Source organism: Pseudomonas soli (assembly GCF_900110655.1).
Taxonomy (GTDB): Bacteria; Pseudomonadota; Gammaproteobacteria; order Pseudomonadales; family Pseudomonadaceae; genus Aquipseudomonas; species Aquipseudomonas soli.
The window spans coordinates 339373-357163 of record NZ_FOEQ01000005.1; the positions used below are offsets into that span (position 1 = coordinate 339373).

Sequence of the window (17791 nt, forward strand, 5' to 3'; positions counted from 1 at the left end):
TGAGGTTGGACGCGATCGGTGTGGGAGCCGGCTTGCCGGCGATGCGCCGCGTTGGCGGCGCCAGCGATCTCAGCGGCTGCAGATCAACCCGACTTGCAGGCTGTTCTGTTCGAACAGGTCCCAATACCCCGGCGGATGTGCCTTCTTGCGGATGCCGCTGATCAGCGGGGCGATCCAGCGCACATTGCGCAGGCCCACGTCATGGGCGGCCTGCTCGTAGACCGCCTTGTGCCAGCGGTAGTAGGTGAAGTCCGCCGGCGGCGTGCTCATGAACTGTCCCTGGCAGCGGAAGCCGCCCTCGACCGGCTGTTCGTCCAGTACGCGGATGCCGTACTCGGTGAAGTTGCCACGGGCCAGGTCGAAGGTCGGGTTGGCGGTGTAGGCAATCAATCGACCGGACGGCTTGAGATTGAGGGCGACGCTTTCGAACATGCGCCGCAGCTCCTCGACGCTGCCGGCGTAGTTGAACAACCATGCCGCAGTGACCTTGTCGAACTGGCCGATCTGGCCCATCTGCGCCACGTCGCGCACCTCGTAGGCGATGCCGTCGTTGGCCTGGCGCGCCTGGTAGATCATGCTCGGCGAGATGTCCACGCCATGCACCTTCGCCGCGCCCCAGTCCTTCAGGCGGCGGCTGAAGAAACCGTGGCCGCAGGCCAGGTCGAGGATCTCTTCGCCGATCACTTCGCCGGCCATGTAGCGAAAGGTGTCGACCTCGACCCCGCGCTGGCTGGCGTGGCTGGTGAAGTCCTCGAACTGCTCGCTGATGCGCTCGTAGACTTCCTTGGATTCCTTCATGGGCACTCCTTGCGTTCAGAGGTGAGGCGCAACGCCAATGGCAGGGCCAACAGCGGTGCGCAGGCGAATACGGCGAACAGCCACAGCGCCGCACTGCGTGCGCCTTCCACGCCACCGGGCTCGACCAGCCCGGCGCTGTTGGCCACCAGGCCGGCCAGGGCCGCGGCCAGCGCGGTGGCATACAGCTGCACGGTGGTGATCGAGGCTGAAGCGAGGTTTTCCTCGCCGGGGCGCGCCGCCTGCAGCACGCGGGTAAGCAAGTGTGGCCAGCCCAGGCCGATGCCCAGGCCGACGCCGGCCAGGGCCAGGGCAAACAGGGCCAGGCCCGGCGTGCTGGCGACCCACGCCAAGGCGGGTGTCAGCAGTGCCAGGGCCAGCAGCGCCAGGGCCACCAGCAGCGGGCCGCAGCGGATCTGCCAGGCTCCGCCATTGCGGTCACGCCCGGCGCTGGCCAGGGCGCCGACCGTCCAGCCGGCGGCCATCACGGCCGTCAGGTAGCCCGCGGCCAGGGGGCCGAAGCCATGGATGCGCTGCAGGAAGTAGGGCACATAGATCTCGGTGGTGATGGCCGCGACCAGCAGGCACATCATGGCGAACAGTGCGCCCATCGGTTGCCTGAGGCTGTAGGCGCCGGTGGGCAGCAGGTGGTGGCGGGCGCGGGGATCGAGGCGGGCGATCAGCGCGGCGATGGCCAGGCCGGCGACGATCCCGCCCAGGTTGACCCACAGTGAGTCGGCCAGGCTGGCCGCGCAGATCGCCAGCACCGAGGCCACCAGGAAGGCGATCAGGCCATAGGCCGGGCGGGCGCCATTGTCGTCCAGCGCCTGGCGCGCCGGCAGGCGCAGGCAGACGGTCAGCGCCAGGGCGGCGGCCACCGGCAGTAGCGACCAGAATGCCCAGCGCCAGTGCCCACCCTCGGCGAATACGCCGCCCACGGCCGGGCCGCACAGCGTGGCCACCCCCCACATCGCCGAGACCAGGGCCATGGCGCGGGGCCACAGGCGGCTCTCGAACACCAGGTGGATCAGCGCATAGCTCAGGGCGAACAGGATGCCGCCGCCCAGGCCCTGCACGCTGCGCCCGACCAGCAGCAGCGGCATGCTGGTGGCCATTGCGCACACTGCCGAACCGAGGGTGAACACCAGCAGTGCCAGCAGGTAGGCGACCCGTGGCCCACCGCGGGCCAGCAGGCGGGTGGAAAGGGTGGAGCCGATGATCGAGGCCACCACGAACAAGGTGGTGTTCCAGGCATAGAAGGCCAACCCGCCGATTTCGTCGATCACCGTGGGCAGCAGCGTGGTGACGATATAGACATTGACGGCGTGCAGGGCGACACCGCCGGCCAGGGCGATCGAGCGCAGCGCATTGCCACCGCTGAGCAATTCGCTCCAGCGTGCGGGTGGCTGTTCGGGGATGGCGGTCATGAAGGCTCCTTGCGTGATCCTGCACTGGGAGTCTAGGAGCCGGAAAATCATTATTCAAGAAGTTGCTTGTGTAATTTGGCCGCAGAGGATTTGTTAGGATCGTGCTCTTTGTTCCAGGAGCTTCACCCATGATCATCAGCACCACCAGCCAGCTCGAAGGCCGCCCCGTTGCCGAATACCTCGGAGTGGTCAGCGCCGAATCGGTGCAGGGGATCAACTTCGTGCGCGATTTCTTCGCACGCTTTCGCGACTTCTTCGGTGGCCGTTCGCAGACCCTGGAGAGTGCGCTGAAGCTGGCCCGTGAGCAGGCCACCGAGGAGCTTGTGGCGCGGGCACGGCAGTTGCAAGCCGATGCAGTGGTGGGCGTGGACTTCGAGATCAGCATGCCGTCGGTGCAGGGCGGCATGGTCGTGGTGTTCGCCACCGGTACGGCGGTGCGCTTGAAGTAAGGCCAGTTGCCACTGGTCGGGCAAGGAGTTTTTGTCCGACTGGTCTGCAAATGACCGGCTAGTCTCACTTCAACGGGCCGCTGCTTCACTAGGCAGGTGCATTGCCTGCCGGCACGGTCGCCATTGGAGGGAGTCAGGGCATGAGCGAATCTTTTTTTGAAGACCTGAACGATGCGTTTCCGATCAACAGCCAGGTGCGCTGCGGGCAAGCGGCCTTGCGCCTGGGCTTTGCCAACATGACCTTGGACGAGTCGGAGCAACTGCAGCCGGCACACCTGCAACGGGCCAAGAAGGGGCGGTTCACGCCGCGTGTCCCGTCGAAAAAGTGAAACAGCACATTAGCGGGGCAAGCCCGCCCCACAGGCAAACAAGGTCTGTGGGGCGGGCTTGCCCCGCGATCATGTTTGTCCGATCTGTGCAAAACCGCCCAATGGCACGCATTTCCCGTCATTTCTTGATCCCGCTCATGGTATCGGCGGGTCCCCCTCGCCGTCGGCTCGAAGCTGTGCTTTTCTTGCGCGGCATTTCAGACACGGAGTATCGACTTCAATGCGAATCAGGGAAGAGACCTACTGGCAATGGGCCGATGCACAGTTGCACAGCCGTTGTCATGACGAGGAGTTGAGCGACGGCACCAGCATCGATGTGCAGGTGCGCCTGTCCAGGGTTGGCGCCACGCAGCTGTTTCTTGGGCTGTACGCCCGCGACGGCAAGGCATTGCTGGAGGAGTATTACCCCTCGCGCCCGGGCGAGACCATGACCCGCGCCCTGGTGTGGGGCGTTGACCGCGCCCGTGCCCTGGCCACGGGCGCCTTGCCGCTGCCCGAAGCCATGCCGCGCAGGCGCCAGGCATGAAAAAGCCCGGCCTTTGTCGGGCCGGGCTCAAGAAACGGTGTTAAGCCGCGGGATCAATTCAACGCGTCGATCACCTTGATTGCCTGCCGCTCACGGGCGGTCGGCCATTCTTGTTGCAGGGTCTCGAGCACACGACCGACGAAAGAGGTGTCGGCGGCGGCCTTCTTGCCGACGTAGCCTTGGCCACGGCGGTAGACCTTGAAACGGGCGCGCATGCTCGGCATGTGCGATTCGAACTCGTCTTCGACCGTGTTCGGCGGCAGGCGATCCAGGCGGACCTCGCCGGACTGGCTGACCCACAGCAGGTGGTCGTCGAGGCTGTCCTTGCGCGCGGCGAACAGCTGAGCCAGTTGGTCGATGGTTGGATTGTTGTTCAAGTTCATCATAAAGCCCCCATTACTCACATTCGTTGGTGAAGTTCGTCCGAAGTTCACATTTGGCGCCACAACATGTAGCGCGCTAACCAAGGCTGCTACAGCAGCTTCGCAACAGGGGCTTTCTCACGCTGCCTTCTGGGCAGATTCCCTCTCCACGGACGGCCTGCGTTACCGCGCAGGCCGTCTGGAACACCCTTGCCACCGCTCCCGATCAGGGAGACGGCCTCATCATGCCCAAGACCCGGGAAGGGCGTCAACAGCTTTGTAGTGAAAATTTTCATGCACTACATTTTGTCTGACAATCCATCTCCGATGTTCATGGCAAGCCGTTGTCGCCGTGCTCGAGGAAGCCCGGGCGCTGTCGCAGGCGTGCATGATAGGCGGCAAGCGCTGGCAGCGGCGGGTGCTCCAGGGGGGTGCGTAGCCAGCGGTTCAGTGACAGGCCGATGGCCACGTCGGCCAGGCTGAAGGCGTTACCGGCGACGAAGGCGCCGGTCGCTTCAAGGCGCTGTTCGAGCAGGCGCATCTTCGCCATCCATTGGGCGCTGGTGCTGGCCAGTTGGGCCGGTTCCTGATGGGCCGGGGACTGGCGCACCAGCGACAGGAACGGGTAGCGCCAGGTGTCGTTGAGGTCGGTAGCCTGCCAGTCCAGCCACTGGTCCACCGCGGCGCGAGCCCGGGGAGCGCCAGGGTAGAGGTGGGCGCCGTCATGCTGGTTGGCGAGGTAGCGCAGGATGGTGTTGGACTCCCACAGGACGAAATCGCCATCGACGATCACCGGCACCATGGCATTGGGATTGAGCCTGAGGAACTCGGGCGAGTCGGTGGACTGGAAGCCGCTACCCCAGTCCTCGCGTACGAACGGCAGGTTCAGTTCGATGCAGGTCCACAGCACCTTGCGTACATTGATCGACGAGGCCTTGCCAAGGACTCTGAGCATGTCAGCGCTCCAGACTGGAGAGGATGCGTTGCGCTGCGCGGACCCGCTCCTCGTTGGGATAGTTGCGGTTGGCCAGCAGCACGATGCCCATCTGTTTCGACGGCACGAATGCCACGTAGGCACCGAAGCCCCCGGTGGCTCCGGTCTTGTTGTACCAGGCGGCAGGCTCGGCGGGCAGGGCCGGGTTCAACGCCTTGATCGGGTTTTCTCCACGGATGATCTTGGCGCCGTTGTATTCCAACAGGGTGTCGAGGCTGACCGGGTAGGAGTAGCGCTCCCAGCCCAGGCCCTGGGTCATGGCGCCGACCTGGAAGTAACCGGACTGGGTGATGGCGATGGCCTTGCGCAGGGCCGGATCGAGCGCATCCGGCTGCAGTTGCAGTTGCACATAGCGCAGCAGGTCGCTGGCGCTGGTCTTGATGCCGTAGGCCTGCTCGGCATAGGGGCCCGGGTTGACCCGTACCGGCTTGTCCTTGGCGTCGTAGCCCTGGGCATAGAGGCCACGGGCGTTGGCCGGTACTTCCAGGTAGGTGTGCTTGAGGCCCAACCGCGGCAGCAGCCCCTGGGTCATCAGTTCGGCAAATGGCTGGTGCTGCGCGCGGGCTGCCAGGTCACCAAACAGGCCCAGGCTGGGGTTCGAGTAGCAGCGTTGGGTGCCGGGTTCGGCGCGGCGTTGCCAGTGCTGGAACCAGGCCAGGGTCTGCTCCTTCGTCTGCACCTCGTCGGGGAACTGCAGCGGCAGGCAGTCGCCGCTGTAGGCACCCAGCTCAAGCACAGTGGCGCTGCCGATCGGCGCCTTGGCCAGGGCGGGCTGGTAGCGGCTGGCGGGCGCCGCGAGGTCGAGCTTGCCTTCGGCGCTGGCCAGGGCGGCGAGGGTGGCGGTGTAGGTCTTGCTCACCGAACCGACCTCGAACAGCGTATCGCGGGTCACGGACTGGCCGCTGGCCTTGTCGGCCAGGCCATAGTTGAAATAGTGCGCCTGGCCATTGGCATACACTGCCACGGCCATGCCGGCGATGCCGTGCTCGCGCATCAGCGGCTGGATGACGCCATCGACGCTGTGCTGCAGGTCGCCTGCGAACAGCGGTGGCGCGGCCAGCGTCAGGGCAGTGGCCAGCAGCAGGTGTGGGGGACGTTTCATGGTGCAAGGTTCCTTTTCGTGTTTCAGCCGCCAGGTTGTCCGTTGGGCGATACCGGCGGGGGTTCCGGCGTTAGCGGCATGAGGGCCGAGACCTTATCGTCCAGGCTTGCACAAAGACAAGACGGAACCTGTGATGAGATATTTGCGCATGCTGTTCGACAATTTCACCCTGGCCCTGCTCGGGGTGGTGTTCATCGCCACCGTGCTGCCGTGTTCAGGCGACGGCGCGGTGCTGTTCGGCTGGCTGACCAACCTGGCCATCGGCCTGCTGTTCTTCCTGCACGGCGCCAAGCTGTCGCGCGAGGCGATCATCGCCGGTGCCGGCCACTGGCGCCTGCACCTGCTGGTGTTCTCCTGCACCTTCGTGCTGTTCCCGCTGCTGGGGCTGGCGTTCAAGCCGCTGTTCGTGCCGCTGGTGGGCAACGAGTTGTACCTGGGCGTGCTCTACCTGTGCGCCTTGCCGGCCACGGTGCAGTCGGCCATCGCCTTTACCTCGCTGGCCCGTGGCAACGTGCCGGCGGCGATCTGCAGCGCGGCGGCCTCGAGCCTGCTGGGGATCTTCCTCACGCCGCTGCTGGTGGTGATGCTGCTGGGCGCCTCGGGCGACACCGGCTCCGGGCTGGACGCGGTGCTGAAGATCACCCTGCAGTTGCTGGTGCCCTTCGTCGCCGGGCAGATCGCCCGCCGCTGGATCGGTGCCTGGGTCAAGCGCAATGCGCGCTGGCTGAAACTGGTGGACCAGGGCTCGATCCTGCTGGTGGTGTACACCGCCTTCAGCGAGGCAGTGGTGACCGGGTTGTGGCACACGGTGTCGCCGCAGCACCTGGCGGGCCTGTTTGCCGTGTGCGGCATCCTGCTGGCGGTGGTGCTGCTCGGCACGCGGCTGCTCGGGCGGCTGCTGGGCTTCAATGTCGAGGACCGCATCACCATCCTTTTCGCGGGGTCCAAGAAGAGCCTGGCGACAGGCGTGCCCATGGCCCAGGTGTTGTTCGTCGGCGGTGGCATCGGCGCGATGATCCTGCCATTGATGCTGTTCCACCAGATCCAGCTGATGGTCTGCGCGGTGCTGGCACAACGTTATGCGGCGCGGGCCGAGGAGGGCGAGCAGGCGACGACGGCTTCCTGAGACGGATGCCTTGCCGCAGGCCCGCGCCAGCGACCTACCAGGCCAGCGGCCGGTCGAAGCCTTTCCAGCACAACCAGCGCCGTACCTCGCCATGCGCCCCCGTGCCGATCTGCCACTGCGGTCTGCCACGGTCCAGGGCGATCTGCGAAATGAACCCGGCATGGCTGGCCGCCACCAGCGTGCGGCCGTCGGCGCTGATGTCCATGGCGCTGATGGTCGAACCAAGATAGTGCTGCCAGTGCTCGTGGCCGTCCTCGCCGAAGGCGCGCAGGTAGCCATGGGCGTCACCGACGATGTACTCGCCGTCACGGGCCACCCCGGCGTAGACCCTTGCGCCGCACTGCAGTTGTGGCGTGCGTGGGTCTTGACTGTAGAAACCGGTATCCAGTCCCGGCAGGTCGGCCACCCGCACGCCGAGTGTGCCGCCCTGATAGAAGTGGCAGGCATTGAGAATCAACTGGTCGCCCCGGCGGTTGAACAGCGCGAAGTGCGGGTATTCGCTGGCCGGGCCGACCTCTGCGATGCGCCTGAACTGCTCGTCGAGCACCAGGTGACGGCCGCATTGTTCGCCCAGGGCAACCAGCCTGCCGTCCGGTGACAGCGCGGCATGTGCCATGGTCAGGCCCAAGGCGATGTCGTCCGGGTCGGTGCCCTGGCGCAGTTCCTCGAGAATGTCGTCCTCGCGTGGCAGCAGACGTGTGGCGCCGGCGGCGGCAAGCACGAAGATGCCGTCGCTGCTGACCAGCAGCACCCGCTGGCCGTCGGGGAAGGGCAGCAGCGCGATGGGCGTCGGCGGCAGGTCGAAGGGATCGAACGGGTAGCCCGCCGGCAAACCTTCCAGGCCATGGGGCCAGGCCAGTCGGGCCACCTGCGGGCCGCCCCAGCCATCGGTCACACGGACCCCCTCGGCGTTGGCCAGGGCGTAGTAGCGCCGTCCTGGGCAGCGCCCGAAGTGCTCGACACCGATCACCGGGGTGACGCCCTGGCCATCGAGGCGCAGTACCTGGCCGCATTCGAACGGCATGCCGATGCGAACCAGCACGCTGCCGTCATCGAGCAGCAGCAGGTTGCCGATGCCTCGGGCCTGTTCGTCGAGCAATGGCAGCAGCGGCAGGTGAGCCGGGGGCCAGGCTTCGCGGAACAGCTGGCGTTGCTGCTCGTCGGTGCCCGGGCGGTTGATGGCCAGCAGGGCTGCCTGCCAGGCCTCGAGCAGGTGCTCGGTGGCCGGTGCCTGTGGTTCCTCCAGATTGTCCCAGCCTTGCGCGCGGCCATGCGCGACATAGCGGTTGATGGCCTCGGCATAGGCGATGACCGCCTCGCGCCATTGCTGCTGGGGGTGCTGCTTGTCCATGGGCGGATCGAACTCCTTGTTCCGCAGGGTAGCTGATGTGCGACAAAAAGGTGCACGCAGGCGCGCATGGTACTCGGTCCGCACCTGCGGTTGTGAGGCCCCGCCTTGATGCGTACCATGCCGGACATCCTTCCAATAAAAAACGTGCGTCACCGGCCTGGCATCCGGGCAGGCGATGCGCGTCCTGTTGCCTTGTCCGCGGAGAAAAACGTCTACACATGAATGGTCCCGTCCCCACCTCCATGCCTCCGACCGCCGGCAGCGGCAGTTGGCTGAGCGTCATCGCCCTGGCGCTGGCGGCGTTCATCTTCAATACCACCGAGTTTGTCCCTGTGGCGCTGCTCAGCGATATCGGCCGCAGCTTCGAGATGAGCACCGCGCAGGTCGGCCTGATGCTGACCATCTATGCCTGGGTGGTGGCGCTGGCCTCGCTGCCGATGATGCTGGTGACCCGTAACGTCGAGCGCCGCCGCCTGCTGCTGATAGTGTTCCTGGTGTTCATCGTCAGCCACCTGATGTCGTGGCTGTCGCAGAGCTTCGCCATGCTGCTGGTCAGCCGCATCGGCATCGCCCTGGCCCATGCCGTGTTCTGGGCCATCACCGCGTCGCTGGCGGTGCGCGTGGCGCCGCCAGGCCAGCAAGCCAAGGCGCTGGGCCTGCTGGCCACCGGCACCACCCTGGCGATGGTGATGGGCATCCCGCTGGGGCGCGTGGTGGGTGAGGCGCTGGGCTGGCGCATCACCTTCCTGTGTATCGCCGGGGTGGCACTGGCGACCATGCTCTGCCTGATGAAGTCGCTGCCGCTGCTGCCGAGCCAGAATTCCGGCTCGCTGCGCAGCCTGCCGGTGCTGTTCAAGCGTCCGGCGCTGGTGATCACCTACATGCTGGTGACCCTGGTGATCACCGCGCAGTTCACCGCCTACAGCTACATCGAACCCTTCGCCCTGCACGTGGCACGGATCAGTGGCGAACACACCACGTTGCTGCTGTTGCTGTACGGCGGTGCCGGGGTGTTCGGCTCAGTGCTGTTCAGCCGCTACAGCGAGCGTTTCCCCCATGGTTTCCTGGTGGGTGCCATCGGCGCCCTGGCCGCGTGCTTGCTGCTGCTGTTGCCGCTGTCGGGCAATTTCCAGGTGTTCGCCGCCCTGAGCATGGTCTGGGGCGTGGCGATCCTGAGCTTCAGCCTGGCCTTGCAGTCCAAGACCCTCAAGCTTGCCTCGGATGCCACCGACGTGGCCATGGCGTTGTTCTCCGGTATCTACAACATCGGTATTGGTGGCGGTGCGTTGCTTGGCAGCATTGTCAGCAGCCAGGTGGGCGTGGCGCATATCGGCCTGGTGGGGGGCAGCGTGGCGGTTGTCGGCCTGGTGCTGGCGCTGGCCAGTACCCAGCGCTTTCGCGAAGCCCTGACTCGGGTGCCTGGGCAGGCGTGAACCACGCCTTCTGCAGGAGCGGTCAAAGCCGCTCCTGCAGAAATTCCATTGACCGAGAATCCCGGTTCCTGGCACCTCCTGCCCGGCAAATGTCTCCCGACTGATCCGCATCAACTTCCCTGGCAACACGCGCCCCTGTAATAGGGGCGCTTGTGTATCGGCTAGGCTGCCTCTAATATCCAAGCGTTTTCTTGTGTAATTGCCTGGCCTCCCGCCCAGGCCATCAATACGGACGTTGATATGGATTTGCACACCTCCCTGTGGCTGTTCCAGGCCATCCAGGCCGTGGGCCTGGCGTTGTGGCTGAGCATCGCGGTATTGAACAACCTGCAGGCTTTCGCCAGCTCCGTCGGCGCCATTGGCGCCACCTTGGCCATGGCGCCACTGCGCCAGCCGCCGGCCATCGAATTCCCCTTGCTGCGCAGGGCCTGTCATTCGGCGGGCCTGGCCCGTGCCGCGCTGGTGGTGATCCTGCTGCTGCAGATCGTCGCCAGCCTGGCGGCCTGGGTCGGCACCTATGGGCTGATCGTCGTGCAGGACCCGCTCATGGCCCGCACCTGGTTGAACCTGGCGCTTGGCGCCTTCCTTGCCTTCACCTTCGCCATGCTGCTCGGGGGCCTGTGGTTCGGCTACTGGATACGCCAGGAAGGCCTGCAGCTCACCCACCTGGTGCTGGTGCTGTGGGCGACCCTGGCGTTCTTCCTGTTCAACCTGGATTGGGCCTGAGGCGAGGACGCGCAATGAATAGCAAGGCAATACTTGGCAGTGCCCTGGTGCTGGCCCTGATTACCGCCGGTGGCCTGGCCTGGCGCCACGCCGGGGAGACCCAGGCCACGGCATCCGCGCCGCGGCACTTGGTCAAGGTGGCCCTGGCCACGGTACAGAAAGCACCGCAGAAGCGCGCCTTCGCCGGCGTCGGCGAGCTGGAGGCGGTGCACCAGGTGCTGGTGTCGGCCGAGATCGGCGGGCGGGTGACGGCGATCAACTTCAGCTCCGGCCAGCAGGTGCGCAAGGGTGATGTGCTGGTCACCCTCAACGATGCCCCGGAGCAGGCCGAGCGCCTGCGCCTGAAGGCCCAGCTGGACAATGCACGGACCAACTACCGGCGGGTCAAGGACCTGCTGCGCGAGAACGCCGCCACCCAGGAACAGCTGGACAACGCCCTGGCGGCCCGCGACATGGCCCAGGGCGAGCTGGCCCGTACCGAGGCGGTGATCGCCCAGAAGGCGGTGCGCGCACCCTTCGACGGGCGCCTGGGTATCCGCCGGGTGAACCAGGGCCAGTATCTCAATGTCGGCGACCCGGTGGTCAGCCTGATCGACACCCGCAGCCTTTATGTCAACTTCTCCCTCGAGGAGCAGCTCAGCGCCCAGCTGCGCACCGGCCAGCCGGTCGAGGTGCGCCTGGATGCGTTCCCCGATACGGCCTTCACCGCGCATATCACCGCCATCGATCCCCTGATCGGCCGTTCGCGCACGGTGCAGGTGCAGGCCACCCTGGCCAAGCCCGATGCGCGCCTGTCGGCCGGCATGTATGCCAGCGTGCAGGTAGCCAGCCCCGATGACGGCCAGGTGCTGACCGTGCCGGAAACCGCCGTGGCCTACACCGCCTACGGCGACACGGTGTTCGTCGCCCGCCACGATGCCGCCGCCAATGCCTTGGTGGTACAGCGTGTGTCGGTGCGTACCGGTGAACGCCAGGCCGGCCGGGTAGTGATCGAGCAGGGCCTGCGCGAAGACGACCAGGTGGTGGTGTCCGGGCAGTTGCGCCTGAGCGACGGCACCGCCGTGCAAGCCACCGTAGACACCCTGCAGGCTCCGGCCAGCGGCGCCTGACCCCAGCGAGAACACGCCATGACATTTACCGACCTGTTCGTGCGCCGGCCTGTGCTGGCGCTGGTGGTCAGCACCTTGATCCTGCTGCTGGGGCTGCTGTCGCTGCTGCAGTTGCCGATCCGCCAGTACCCCTTGCTGGAAAGCTCGACCATTACCGTGACCACCGAATACCCCGGCGCCCCCGCCGAGCTGATGCAGGGCTTCGTCACCCAGCCGATCGCCCAGGCAGTGTCGTCGGTGGAGGGCATCGACTACCTGTCGTCCTCGTCGGTGCAGGGCCGTAGCCTGGTGACCGTGCGCATGGAGCTGAACCGCGACTCGACCCAGGCCCTCACCGAGGTGATGGCCAAGGTCAACCAGGTACGCTTCCGCCTGCCGGAACGGGCCTACGATCCGGTGATCGAGCGCTCTGCGGGCGAGTCCACGGCGGTGGCCTACATCGGTTTCTCCAGTGCGAGCCTGCCTATCCCGGCCATGACCGACTACCTCACCCGAGTGGTCGAGCCGCTGCTCAGCACCATCGAGGGCGTGGCCAAGGTCCAGGTGTTCGGCGGCCAGACCTTGTCCATGCGCCTGTGGATCGACCCGTCGCGCCTGGCCGCCCGTGGCCTGACCGCGGCCGACGTGGCAGAGGCGGTGCGCCGCAACAACTACCAGGCGGCGCCGGGCAAGGTGAAAGGCCAGTACGTTATCGCCAACATCCGCGTCGACACCGACCTGACCTCGGTCGGCGACTTCCGCGAGCTGGTGATTCGCAACGACGGCAACGGCCTGGTGCGTATCCGCGACATCGGCACCGTCGAGTTGGGCGCGGCCTCGGCGGAGACCAGCGCCAGCATGGACGGCGTGCCGGCTGTGCACCTGGGGCTGTTCGCCACCCCGGGCGGCAACCCGCTGGTGATCGTCGATGGCATCCGCCAATTGCTGCCGCAGATTCGCCAGACCCTGCCGCCGGACGTCAAGGCGGAGCTGGCCTTCGAGACGGCGCGCTTCATCCAGGCCTCCATCGACGAGGTCACCAAGACCTTGCTCGAGGCCCTGGCAATCGTCGTGGTGGTGATCTACCTGTGCCTGGGCTCGCTGCGCACGGTGCTGATCCCGGTGGTGACCATCCCGCTGTCGATGCTCGGCGCCGCGGCGCTGATGCTGGCGTTCGGCTTCAGCGTCAACTTGCTCACCCTGCTGGCCATGGTGTTGGCGGTGGGGCTGGTGGTGGACGACGCCATTGTCGTGGTGGAGAACGTCCACCGCCATATCGAGGAAGGGCGCACCCCGGTGGCGGCGGCGTTGATCGGCGCTCGCGAGGTAGCCGGGCCGGTGATCGCCATGACCATCACCCTGGCGGCGGTGTACGCGCCGATCGGCATGATGGGCGGCCTGACCGGCGCGCTGTTCCGCGAGTTCGCCCTGACCCTGGCCGGAGCAGTGGTGGTTTCCGGCGTGGTGGCCCTGACCCTGTCGCCGGTGATGAGTTCGTTCCTGCTCGACGCCCGGCAGTCCGAGGGGCGCATGGCCCATGCGGCCAACCGTTTCTTCGACTGGCTGGCCGAGCGCTACGCCCATGTGCTGGGCTTCTCGCTGAAACACCGCTGGATCAGCGTCGGTTTCGCCTTGCTGGTGCTGGTCAGCCTGCCGCTGCTGTATGCCTTGCCGCAGCGTGAGCTGGCGCCAACCGAGGACCAAGCCGGGCTGCTCACGGCGATCAAGGCGCCACAGCATGCCAACCTGGCCTATGTGGAGCGCTTCGCCGACAAGCTCGACTCGGTCTACCGGACCCTGCCAGAGACCGTCAGCACCTGGATCATCAACGGTAGCGACGGCATCGCCTCAGGTATTGGCGGCATCAACCTGCAACCGTGGAACGAGCGCGAACGCAATGCCTCGCAGATCCAGCTCGACCTGCAGGCAGCGGTGAATGATGTCGAGGGCACCAGCATCTTCGCCTTCCAGCTGCCCGCGCTGCCGGGCTCCACTGGCGGCCTGCCGGTGCAGATGGTGCTGCGTAGCTCCCAGGACTACCGGGTGCTGTTCGACACCATGGAGCAGGTCAAGGCCAAGGCGCGGCAGAGCGGCTTGTTCGCCGTGGTCGACAGCGACCTGGACTACAACAACCCGGTGGTGCAGGTGCGGGTCGACCGGGCCAAGGCCAACAGCATGGGTATCCGCATGCAGGACATCGGCGAGTCGCTGGCGGTGCTGGTGGGCGAGAACTACCTCAACCGTTTCGGCCTGGATGGCCGCTCCTATGATGTGATCGCGCAGAGCCCGCGTGACCAGCGCCTGACGCCGCAGGCCCTGACCCGGCAGTACGTGCGCAGTGAGGAGGGCAGGCTGGTGCCGCTGTCCACCGTGGTGCAGGTCAGCGAGCAGGTCGAGCCCAACCGCCTTACCCAGTTCAACCAGCAGAACGCCGCGACCTTCCAGGGTATTCCGGCGGCCGGCGTCACCCTGGGCGACACCGTGGCCTTCCTCGAGCAGGTCGCCGCCGAATTGCCGGCGGGCTTCAGCATCGACTGGCAGTCCGACGCACGCCAGTACCAGCAGGAAGGCAATGCCCTGATGCTGGCCTTCCTCGCCGCCGTAGTGGTGATCTACCTGGTGCTGGCGGCGCAGTACGAGAGCCTGGTCGATCCGCTGATCATCCTGATCACCGTACCGCTGTCGATCAGTGGGGCGCTGCTGCCGCTGGCACTGGGGGTGGCCACGGTGAACATCTACACACAGATCGGCCTGGTGACGCTGATCGGTCTGATCAGCAAGCACGGCATCCTCATGGTCGAGTTCGCCAACACCTTGCAGGCCGAGCAGCACCTGGACCGGCGCACGGCCATCGGCAAGGCGGCGCAGATCCGCCTGCGACCGATCCTGATGACCACGGCGGCCATGGTGGTGGGCCTGATCCCGCTGTTGTTCGCCTCCGGAGCCGGCGCCGCCAGCCGCTTCGGGCTCGGCGTGGTGATCGTCACCGGGATGCTGGTCGGCACCTTGTTCACCTTGTTCGTGCTGCCGACCATCTACAGCCTGCTGGCCCGTGACCATGCCAGCACGGCGCGTTCGGCGCGGGCCCGCTCGTTGGCCGAAACCCTGGAGAGCCAGCCATGAAGCCGGTATTCGTCGTATCCCTGGTGGCCCTGGCCTTGTCGGCCTGCAGCGTCGGCCCCGACTACCGCAAGCCCGAGGCACCTGCCAGTGGCCTGCACAGCCCGCAGCGCGCCGCCTTCGCCGCCCGTGGCGAGATGCCGGAGCAGTGGTGGCGGTTCTTCGACGATCCGCAACTGGTGCGCCTGGTCGACCAGGCCCTGGCCAATAACCACGATATCCGCCAGGCCCATGCCAACCTGCTGGCGGCGCGGGCACTGTTCGACGACCGCAGCCTAGACCGCTACCCCTGGGTCACCGCCCGCGCCGGCTACAACCAGAGCCTGGAGCAGCAGCAACCGGCCGATGGCAGCGACCCGCGACGCATGCGCACCGAGCAGTACCGCGCCGGATTCGACGTGCAGTGGGAGGTCGACCTGTTCGGCCGCCTGCAGCGCCTGACCGACGCCGCCGAGGCGCGTGCCGACGCGGCGGCGGCGGACCTGCGCCAGGTGCGGCTGAGCATCGCCGCCGAAGTAGCGCGCAACTACTACCTCAAGCTCGGCCTCAAGCGCAGCCTCGTCGTGGCCGAGGACCAGGTCGAGGCCTGGCGCGAGACCCTGCAACTGACCAGCGCCCAGGTGCGTGCCGGCAGTGGCCAGTACGAGGATCAGCAGAACGCCCATGCCAACCTGCTGCTCAGCGAGGCGGCGGTGCCGCCGCTGCAGGCGGCCATCGAGCAGGCCAGCTATCGCCTCGATGTGTTGACCGGGCAGGTGCCGGGCAGCCTGGAGCAGGGCGCCGCGCCGTTCCTGCCGCCGTTGGCGCGCCAGTTGCCGCTGGGCGACGTCGATGCGCTGATTGGCCAGCGACCTGATGTGGTCAGTGCCGAGCGCGAGCTGGCGGCCAGCACCGAGGACGTCGGTGCGGCCACTGCCGAGCTGTACCCGCGCCTGGACCTGGGCGGGTTCATTGGTTTCTTCGCCTTGCGCAGCGGCGACCTGGGCAGCGCGGCCCGCGCTTATGAGCTGGCGCCGATGGTCACCTGGCCGGCCTTGCGCCTGGGCAATGCCCGTGCGCGCCTGCGGGTGCGCGAGGCGCTGGCCGAGGGCAGCCAGGCGCGCTACCAGCAGGCGGTGCTGCTGGCCCGCGAGGAAGTGGAGAACGCCGTCACGCAGCTGGTGCGCAACCAGGCACGGTTGCAAAGCCTGGTGGCCTCCGCCGGGCACGGCAGCGAGGCCATCGACATCGCCAACAAGCGCTATCGGCGCGGGGCCGGCACCTACCTGGCGGTGCTGGAGAACCAGCGTGCGCTGTTCTCGATCAAGCGCGAGGTGGCGGAGGCAGAGACGGCCTCGTACCTGGATGCGATTGCGCTGTACAAGGCCTTGGGCTGGGGGAGTGAAGCCCAGTAGCACCAGACCTGTCGTGCAACCAAGGCTGGCAAACGTAGGAGCGGATTCATCCGCCATGCGCCGCGCGGTCGGCGCTCGATCTTGAGCGCGCCGCAAGGCTATCGTCGAGCGCCCCTAATTTTCCCCGCGCTCTTTTCGTTTTCATGGGAGCCGCCCTGCGCCCGGCGCGTTCGGCCCTCATCATTCAAGGAGACAGGCAATGACTTCCGTTTTCGACCGCGACGATATCCAGTTCCAGGTAGTGGTCAACCACGAAGAGCAGTATTCCATCTGGCCCGACTACAAGGCGATCCCCAATGGCTGGCGCGCGGTGGGCAAGAGCGGCCTGAAGAAGGACTGCCTGGCCTACATCGACGAAGTCTGGACCGACATGCGCCCGCTGAGCCTGCGCCAGAAGATGGCCGAAGTCGCGGCGCAATAAGGCGGTGTCGACCCTGAATCTGCTGTGCCTGCCGTATTCCGGTGCCAGTGCGATGGTCTACAGCCGCTGGCGGCGCAAGCTGCCGGCCTGGCTGCAGGTGCGCCCGGTGGAGCTACCCGGGCGCGGTGCGCGCATGGCTGACCCGCTGCATACCGACTTGCGGGCATTGGCCCGGCAGTTGGCCCATGAGCAGCGCGCCGTCACCCATGCGCCTTACGCCGTGCTCGGGCACAGCCTGGGGGCGCTGGTTGCCTTCGAGCTGGCCCATGAACTGCGTGCACTCGGCTGCCCGCCGCCGGTGGCCTTGTTCGCCTGCGGCACTGCGGCGCCGACCCGGCGCGAGGATTACGCCGGTGGCAAATGGACCGAGCCGCGTGGCGATGCCGAATTGATCGCCGAATTGCGCAAGCTCGGTGGTACCTCCGAGGAAGTGCTGGCCAACGACGAGCTCATGAGCCTGACCTTGCCGATCGTGCAGGCGGATTTCCTGCTTTGTGGCCGTTATGCGTACGAGCAGCGCCTGCCGCTGCAATGTCCCTTGCATGTGTTCGCCGGCGAGAACGATCGCGCCAATGACGAACAATTGCAGGCCTGGGGGCGGGAGACGGTTGGCGAGTATTCGCTGGCTAAGTTTCCGGGAGGGCATTTCTTTATTCATGAGCATGAAGATCGTGTGCTTGATGTGCTGTGCAGGACGTTGGAACCATTGCGGCTTTGTGCGTGATAGATAGGGCGGATTATAGAATTCGTCTAACAGTTTTATGATTCTGCAGAGGCCTCATGCCTGGTTGTCGGTGAGAGGCCTGACTGCAATAAGAACTTCCAACTCCAAATCTCAAACTTATTTTCTTGCTCTTGCTCTTGCTCTTGCTCTTGCTCTTGCTCTTGCTCTTGCTCTTGCTCTTGCTCTTGCTCTTGCTCTTGCTCTTGCTCTGCTTTTGCTTCTAAGTGCGCGATAGTTCAGGCGCCACAAATTGCGACTTCAGGAGGCCGAACGGAGGTCTTGCGGAGGGAGGTGACGGGCATGGATGCCCGTCAAGCGCTGCGCCCCAGGATGGGGCGTTCAGCGCGGTCCTCCCGGGAGCAAGGCCGGAGTGAGGGGACCCCGGAGCGAAGCGTAGGGGCCGGATGATGGAGCGAGGATTTTT

General features: G+C 66.2%; 17 protein-coding genes. 11 read left to right on the top strand and 6 right to left on the bottom strand.

What is annotated here, in order from left to right; genetic code table 11:
• Nucleotides 1–69: 69 nt before the first annotated feature.
• Nucleotides 70–798: a class I SAM-dependent methyltransferase gene (locus BMY03_RS14390; RefSeq protein ID WP_023632689.1), complete on the bottom strand. Its 729-nt coding sequence runs from the start codon at nucleotides 796–798 to the stop codon at nucleotides 70–72.
• On the bottom strand, nucleotides 795–2222 hold the full coding sequence (locus BMY03_RS14395) for an MFS transporter (protein ID WP_094011435.1): 1428 nt from the start codon (nucleotides 2220–2222) through the stop codon (nucleotides 795–797). The genes BMY03_RS14390 and BMY03_RS14395 overlap by 4 nt, the downstream gene beginning before the upstream one ends.
• A 128-nt stretch (nucleotides 2223–2350) precedes the next feature.
• On the opposite strand from BMY03_RS14395, the gene BMY03_RS14400 reads away from it, so the two are divergent.
• From BMY03_RS14400 to BMY03_RS14410, 3 genes are all read left to right on the top strand, one after another.
• A complete protein-coding gene (locus tag BMY03_RS14400; protein ID WP_023632483.1) occupies nucleotides 2351–2671 on the top strand; it encodes a YbjQ family protein in 321 nt (106 codons plus the stop codon).
• 140 nt (nucleotides 2672–2811) lie between these two features.
• Nucleotides 2812–3000, top strand: a complete 189-nt coding sequence (locus tag BMY03_RS14405) for a hypothetical protein (RefSeq protein WP_023632482.1) — start codon at nucleotides 2812–2814, stop codon at nucleotides 2998–3000.
• A 220-nt stretch (nucleotides 3001–3220) separates the two neighbouring features.
• Nucleotides 3221–3526 carry a hypothetical protein gene (locus BMY03_RS14410; RefSeq protein ID WP_038706341.1) on the top strand — a complete coding sequence of 102 codons (306 nt, stop codon included), beginning with the start codon at nucleotides 3221–3223 and terminating at the stop codon, nucleotides 3524–3526.
• A 53-nt stretch (nucleotides 3527–3579) separates the two neighbouring features.
• Here BMY03_RS14410 and BMY03_RS14415 read toward each other — a convergent pair whose 3' ends face one another.
• From BMY03_RS14415 to ampC, 3 genes are all read right to left on the bottom strand, one after another.
• Entirely contained in the window at nucleotides 3580–3912 is a 333-nt protein-coding gene (locus tag BMY03_RS14415) for a hypothetical protein (protein ID WP_046855208.1), read from the bottom strand.
• A 307-nt stretch (nucleotides 3913–4219) separates the two neighbouring features.
• On the bottom strand, nucleotides 4220–4843 hold the full coding sequence (locus BMY03_RS14420) for a glutathione S-transferase family protein (RefSeq protein ID WP_094011436.1): 624 nt from the start codon (nucleotides 4841–4843) through the stop codon (nucleotides 4220–4222).
• A gap of 1 nt (nucleotide 4844) precedes the next feature.
• Nucleotides 4845–5984 carry a class C beta-lactamase gene (gene ampC / locus BMY03_RS14425; protein WP_094011437.1) on the bottom strand — a complete coding sequence of 380 codons (1140 nt, stop codon included), beginning with the start codon at nucleotides 5982–5984 and terminating at the stop codon, nucleotides 4845–4847.
• A 133-nt stretch (nucleotides 5985–6117) separates the two neighbouring features.
• Here ampC and BMY03_RS14430 point away from each other — a divergent pair, with 133 nt between their 5' ends.
• On the top strand, nucleotides 6118–7110 hold the full coding sequence (locus tag BMY03_RS14430) for a bile acid:sodium symporter family protein (RefSeq protein ID WP_094011438.1): 993 nt from the start codon (nucleotides 6118–6120) through the stop codon (nucleotides 7108–7110).
• A 34-nt stretch (nucleotides 7111–7144) separates the two neighbouring features.
• Here BMY03_RS14430 and BMY03_RS14435 read toward each other — a convergent pair whose 3' ends face one another.
• Nucleotides 7145–8461, bottom strand: a complete 1317-nt coding sequence (locus BMY03_RS14435) for a hypothetical protein (protein WP_094011439.1) — start codon at nucleotides 8459–8461, stop codon at nucleotides 7145–7147.
• 218 nt (nucleotides 8462–8679) lie between these two features.
• Here BMY03_RS14435 and BMY03_RS14440 point away from each other — a divergent pair, with 218 nt between their 5' ends.
• The 7 genes from BMY03_RS14440 to BMY03_RS14470 all read left to right on the top strand — a co-directional run bounded on the left by BMY03_RS14440 (nucleotide 8680) and on the right by BMY03_RS14470 (nucleotide 17367).
• Complete coding sequence (locus BMY03_RS14440; RefSeq protein WP_094011440.1) at nucleotides 8680–9894, top strand: sugar transporter; 1215 nt, start codon at nucleotides 8680–8682, stop codon at nucleotides 9892–9894.
• A 240-nt stretch (nucleotides 9895–10134) separates the two neighbouring features.
• On the top strand, nucleotides 10135–10620 hold the full coding sequence (locus BMY03_RS14445; RefSeq protein WP_038706336.1) for a DUF2165 family protein: 486 nt from the start codon (nucleotides 10135–10137) through the stop codon (nucleotides 10618–10620).
• Nucleotides 10621–10634: 14 nt separating this feature from the next.
• The gene (locus tag BMY03_RS14450; RefSeq protein ID WP_094011441.1) at nucleotides 10635–11729 is read left to right on the top strand and encodes an efflux RND transporter periplasmic adaptor subunit; all 1095 of its coding nucleotides are present in this window, start codon (nucleotides 10635–10637) and stop codon (nucleotides 11727–11729) included.
• An 18-nt stretch (nucleotides 11730–11747) separates the two neighbouring features.
• Entirely contained in the window at nucleotides 11748–14831 is a 3084-nt protein-coding gene (locus tag BMY03_RS14455; protein ID WP_038706334.1) for a MexW/MexI family multidrug efflux RND transporter permease subunit, read from the top strand.
• Nucleotides 14828–16222, top strand: a complete 1395-nt coding sequence (locus BMY03_RS14460; RefSeq protein WP_094011442.1) for an efflux transporter outer membrane subunit — start codon at nucleotides 14828–14830, stop codon at nucleotides 16220–16222. Before BMY03_RS14455 ends, BMY03_RS14460 begins: the two co-directional genes overlap by 4 nt.
• Nucleotides 16223–16421: 199 nt before the next feature.
• Complete coding sequence (locus BMY03_RS14465) at nucleotides 16422–16643, top strand: MbtH family protein (protein ID WP_023632740.1); 222 nt, start codon at nucleotides 16422–16424, stop codon at nucleotides 16641–16643.
• Nucleotides 16644–16647: 4 nt separating this feature from the next.
• Nucleotides 16648–17367, top strand: coding sequence for a thioesterase II family protein (locus BMY03_RS14470; RefSeq protein ID WP_094011443.1), 720 nt, complete (start codon nucleotides 16648–16650; stop codon nucleotides 17365–17367).
• The last annotated feature ends 424 nt before the right edge of the window (nucleotides 17368–17791 follow it).

Excerpts from the sequence above, each read along its gene's own strand:
- BMY03_RS14390 (WP_023632689.1), bottom strand. The coding sequence starts at position 798 with ATGAAGGAATCCAAGGAAGTCTACGAGCGCATCAGCGAGCAGTTCGAG.
- BMY03_RS14395 (WP_094011435.1), bottom strand. The coding sequence starts at position 2,222 with ATGACCGCCATCCCCGAACAGCCACCCGCACGCTGGAGCGAATTGCTC.
- BMY03_RS14400 (WP_023632483.1), top strand. The coding sequence starts at position 2,351 with ATGATCATCAGCACCACCAGCCAGCTCGAAGGCCGCCCCGTTGCCGAA.
- BMY03_RS14405 (WP_023632482.1), top strand. The coding sequence starts at position 2,812 with ATGAGCGAATCTTTTTTTGAAGACCTGAACGATGCGTTTCCGATCAAC.
- BMY03_RS14410 (WP_038706341.1), top strand. The coding sequence starts at position 3,221 with ATGCGAATCAGGGAAGAGACCTACTGGCAATGGGCCGATGCACAGTTG.
- BMY03_RS14415 (WP_046855208.1), bottom strand. The coding sequence starts at position 3,912 with ATGATGAACTTGAACAACAATCCAACCATCGACCAACTGGCTCAGCTG.
- BMY03_RS14420 (WP_094011436.1), bottom strand. The coding sequence starts at position 4,843 with ATGCTCAGAGTCCTTGGCAAGGCCTCGTCGATCAATGTACGCAAGGTG.
- ampC (WP_094011437.1), bottom strand. The coding sequence starts at position 5,984 with ATGAAACGTCCCCCACACCTGCTGCTGGCCACTGCCCTGACGCTGGCC.
- BMY03_RS14430 (WP_094011438.1), top strand. The coding sequence starts at position 6,118 with ATGAGATATTTGCGCATGCTGTTCGACAATTTCACCCTGGCCCTGCTC.
- BMY03_RS14435 (WP_094011439.1), bottom strand. The coding sequence starts at position 8,461 with ATGGACAAGCAGCACCCCCAGCAGCAATGGCGCGAGGCGGTCATCGCC.
- BMY03_RS14440 (WP_094011440.1), top strand. The coding sequence starts at position 8,680 with ATGAATGGTCCCGTCCCCACCTCCATGCCTCCGACCGCCGGCAGCGGC.
- BMY03_RS14445 (WP_038706336.1), top strand. The coding sequence starts at position 10,135 with ATGGATTTGCACACCTCCCTGTGGCTGTTCCAGGCCATCCAGGCCGTG.
- BMY03_RS14450 (WP_094011441.1), top strand. The coding sequence starts at position 10,635 with ATGAATAGCAAGGCAATACTTGGCAGTGCCCTGGTGCTGGCCCTGATT.
- BMY03_RS14455 (WP_038706334.1), top strand. The coding sequence starts at position 11,748 with ATGACATTTACCGACCTGTTCGTGCGCCGGCCTGTGCTGGCGCTGGTG.
- BMY03_RS14460 (WP_094011442.1), top strand. The coding sequence starts at position 14,828 with ATGAAGCCGGTATTCGTCGTATCCCTGGTGGCCCTGGCCTTGTCGGCC.
- BMY03_RS14465 (WP_023632740.1), top strand. The coding sequence starts at position 16,422 with ATGACTTCCGTTTTCGACCGCGACGATATCCAGTTCCAGGTAGTGGTC.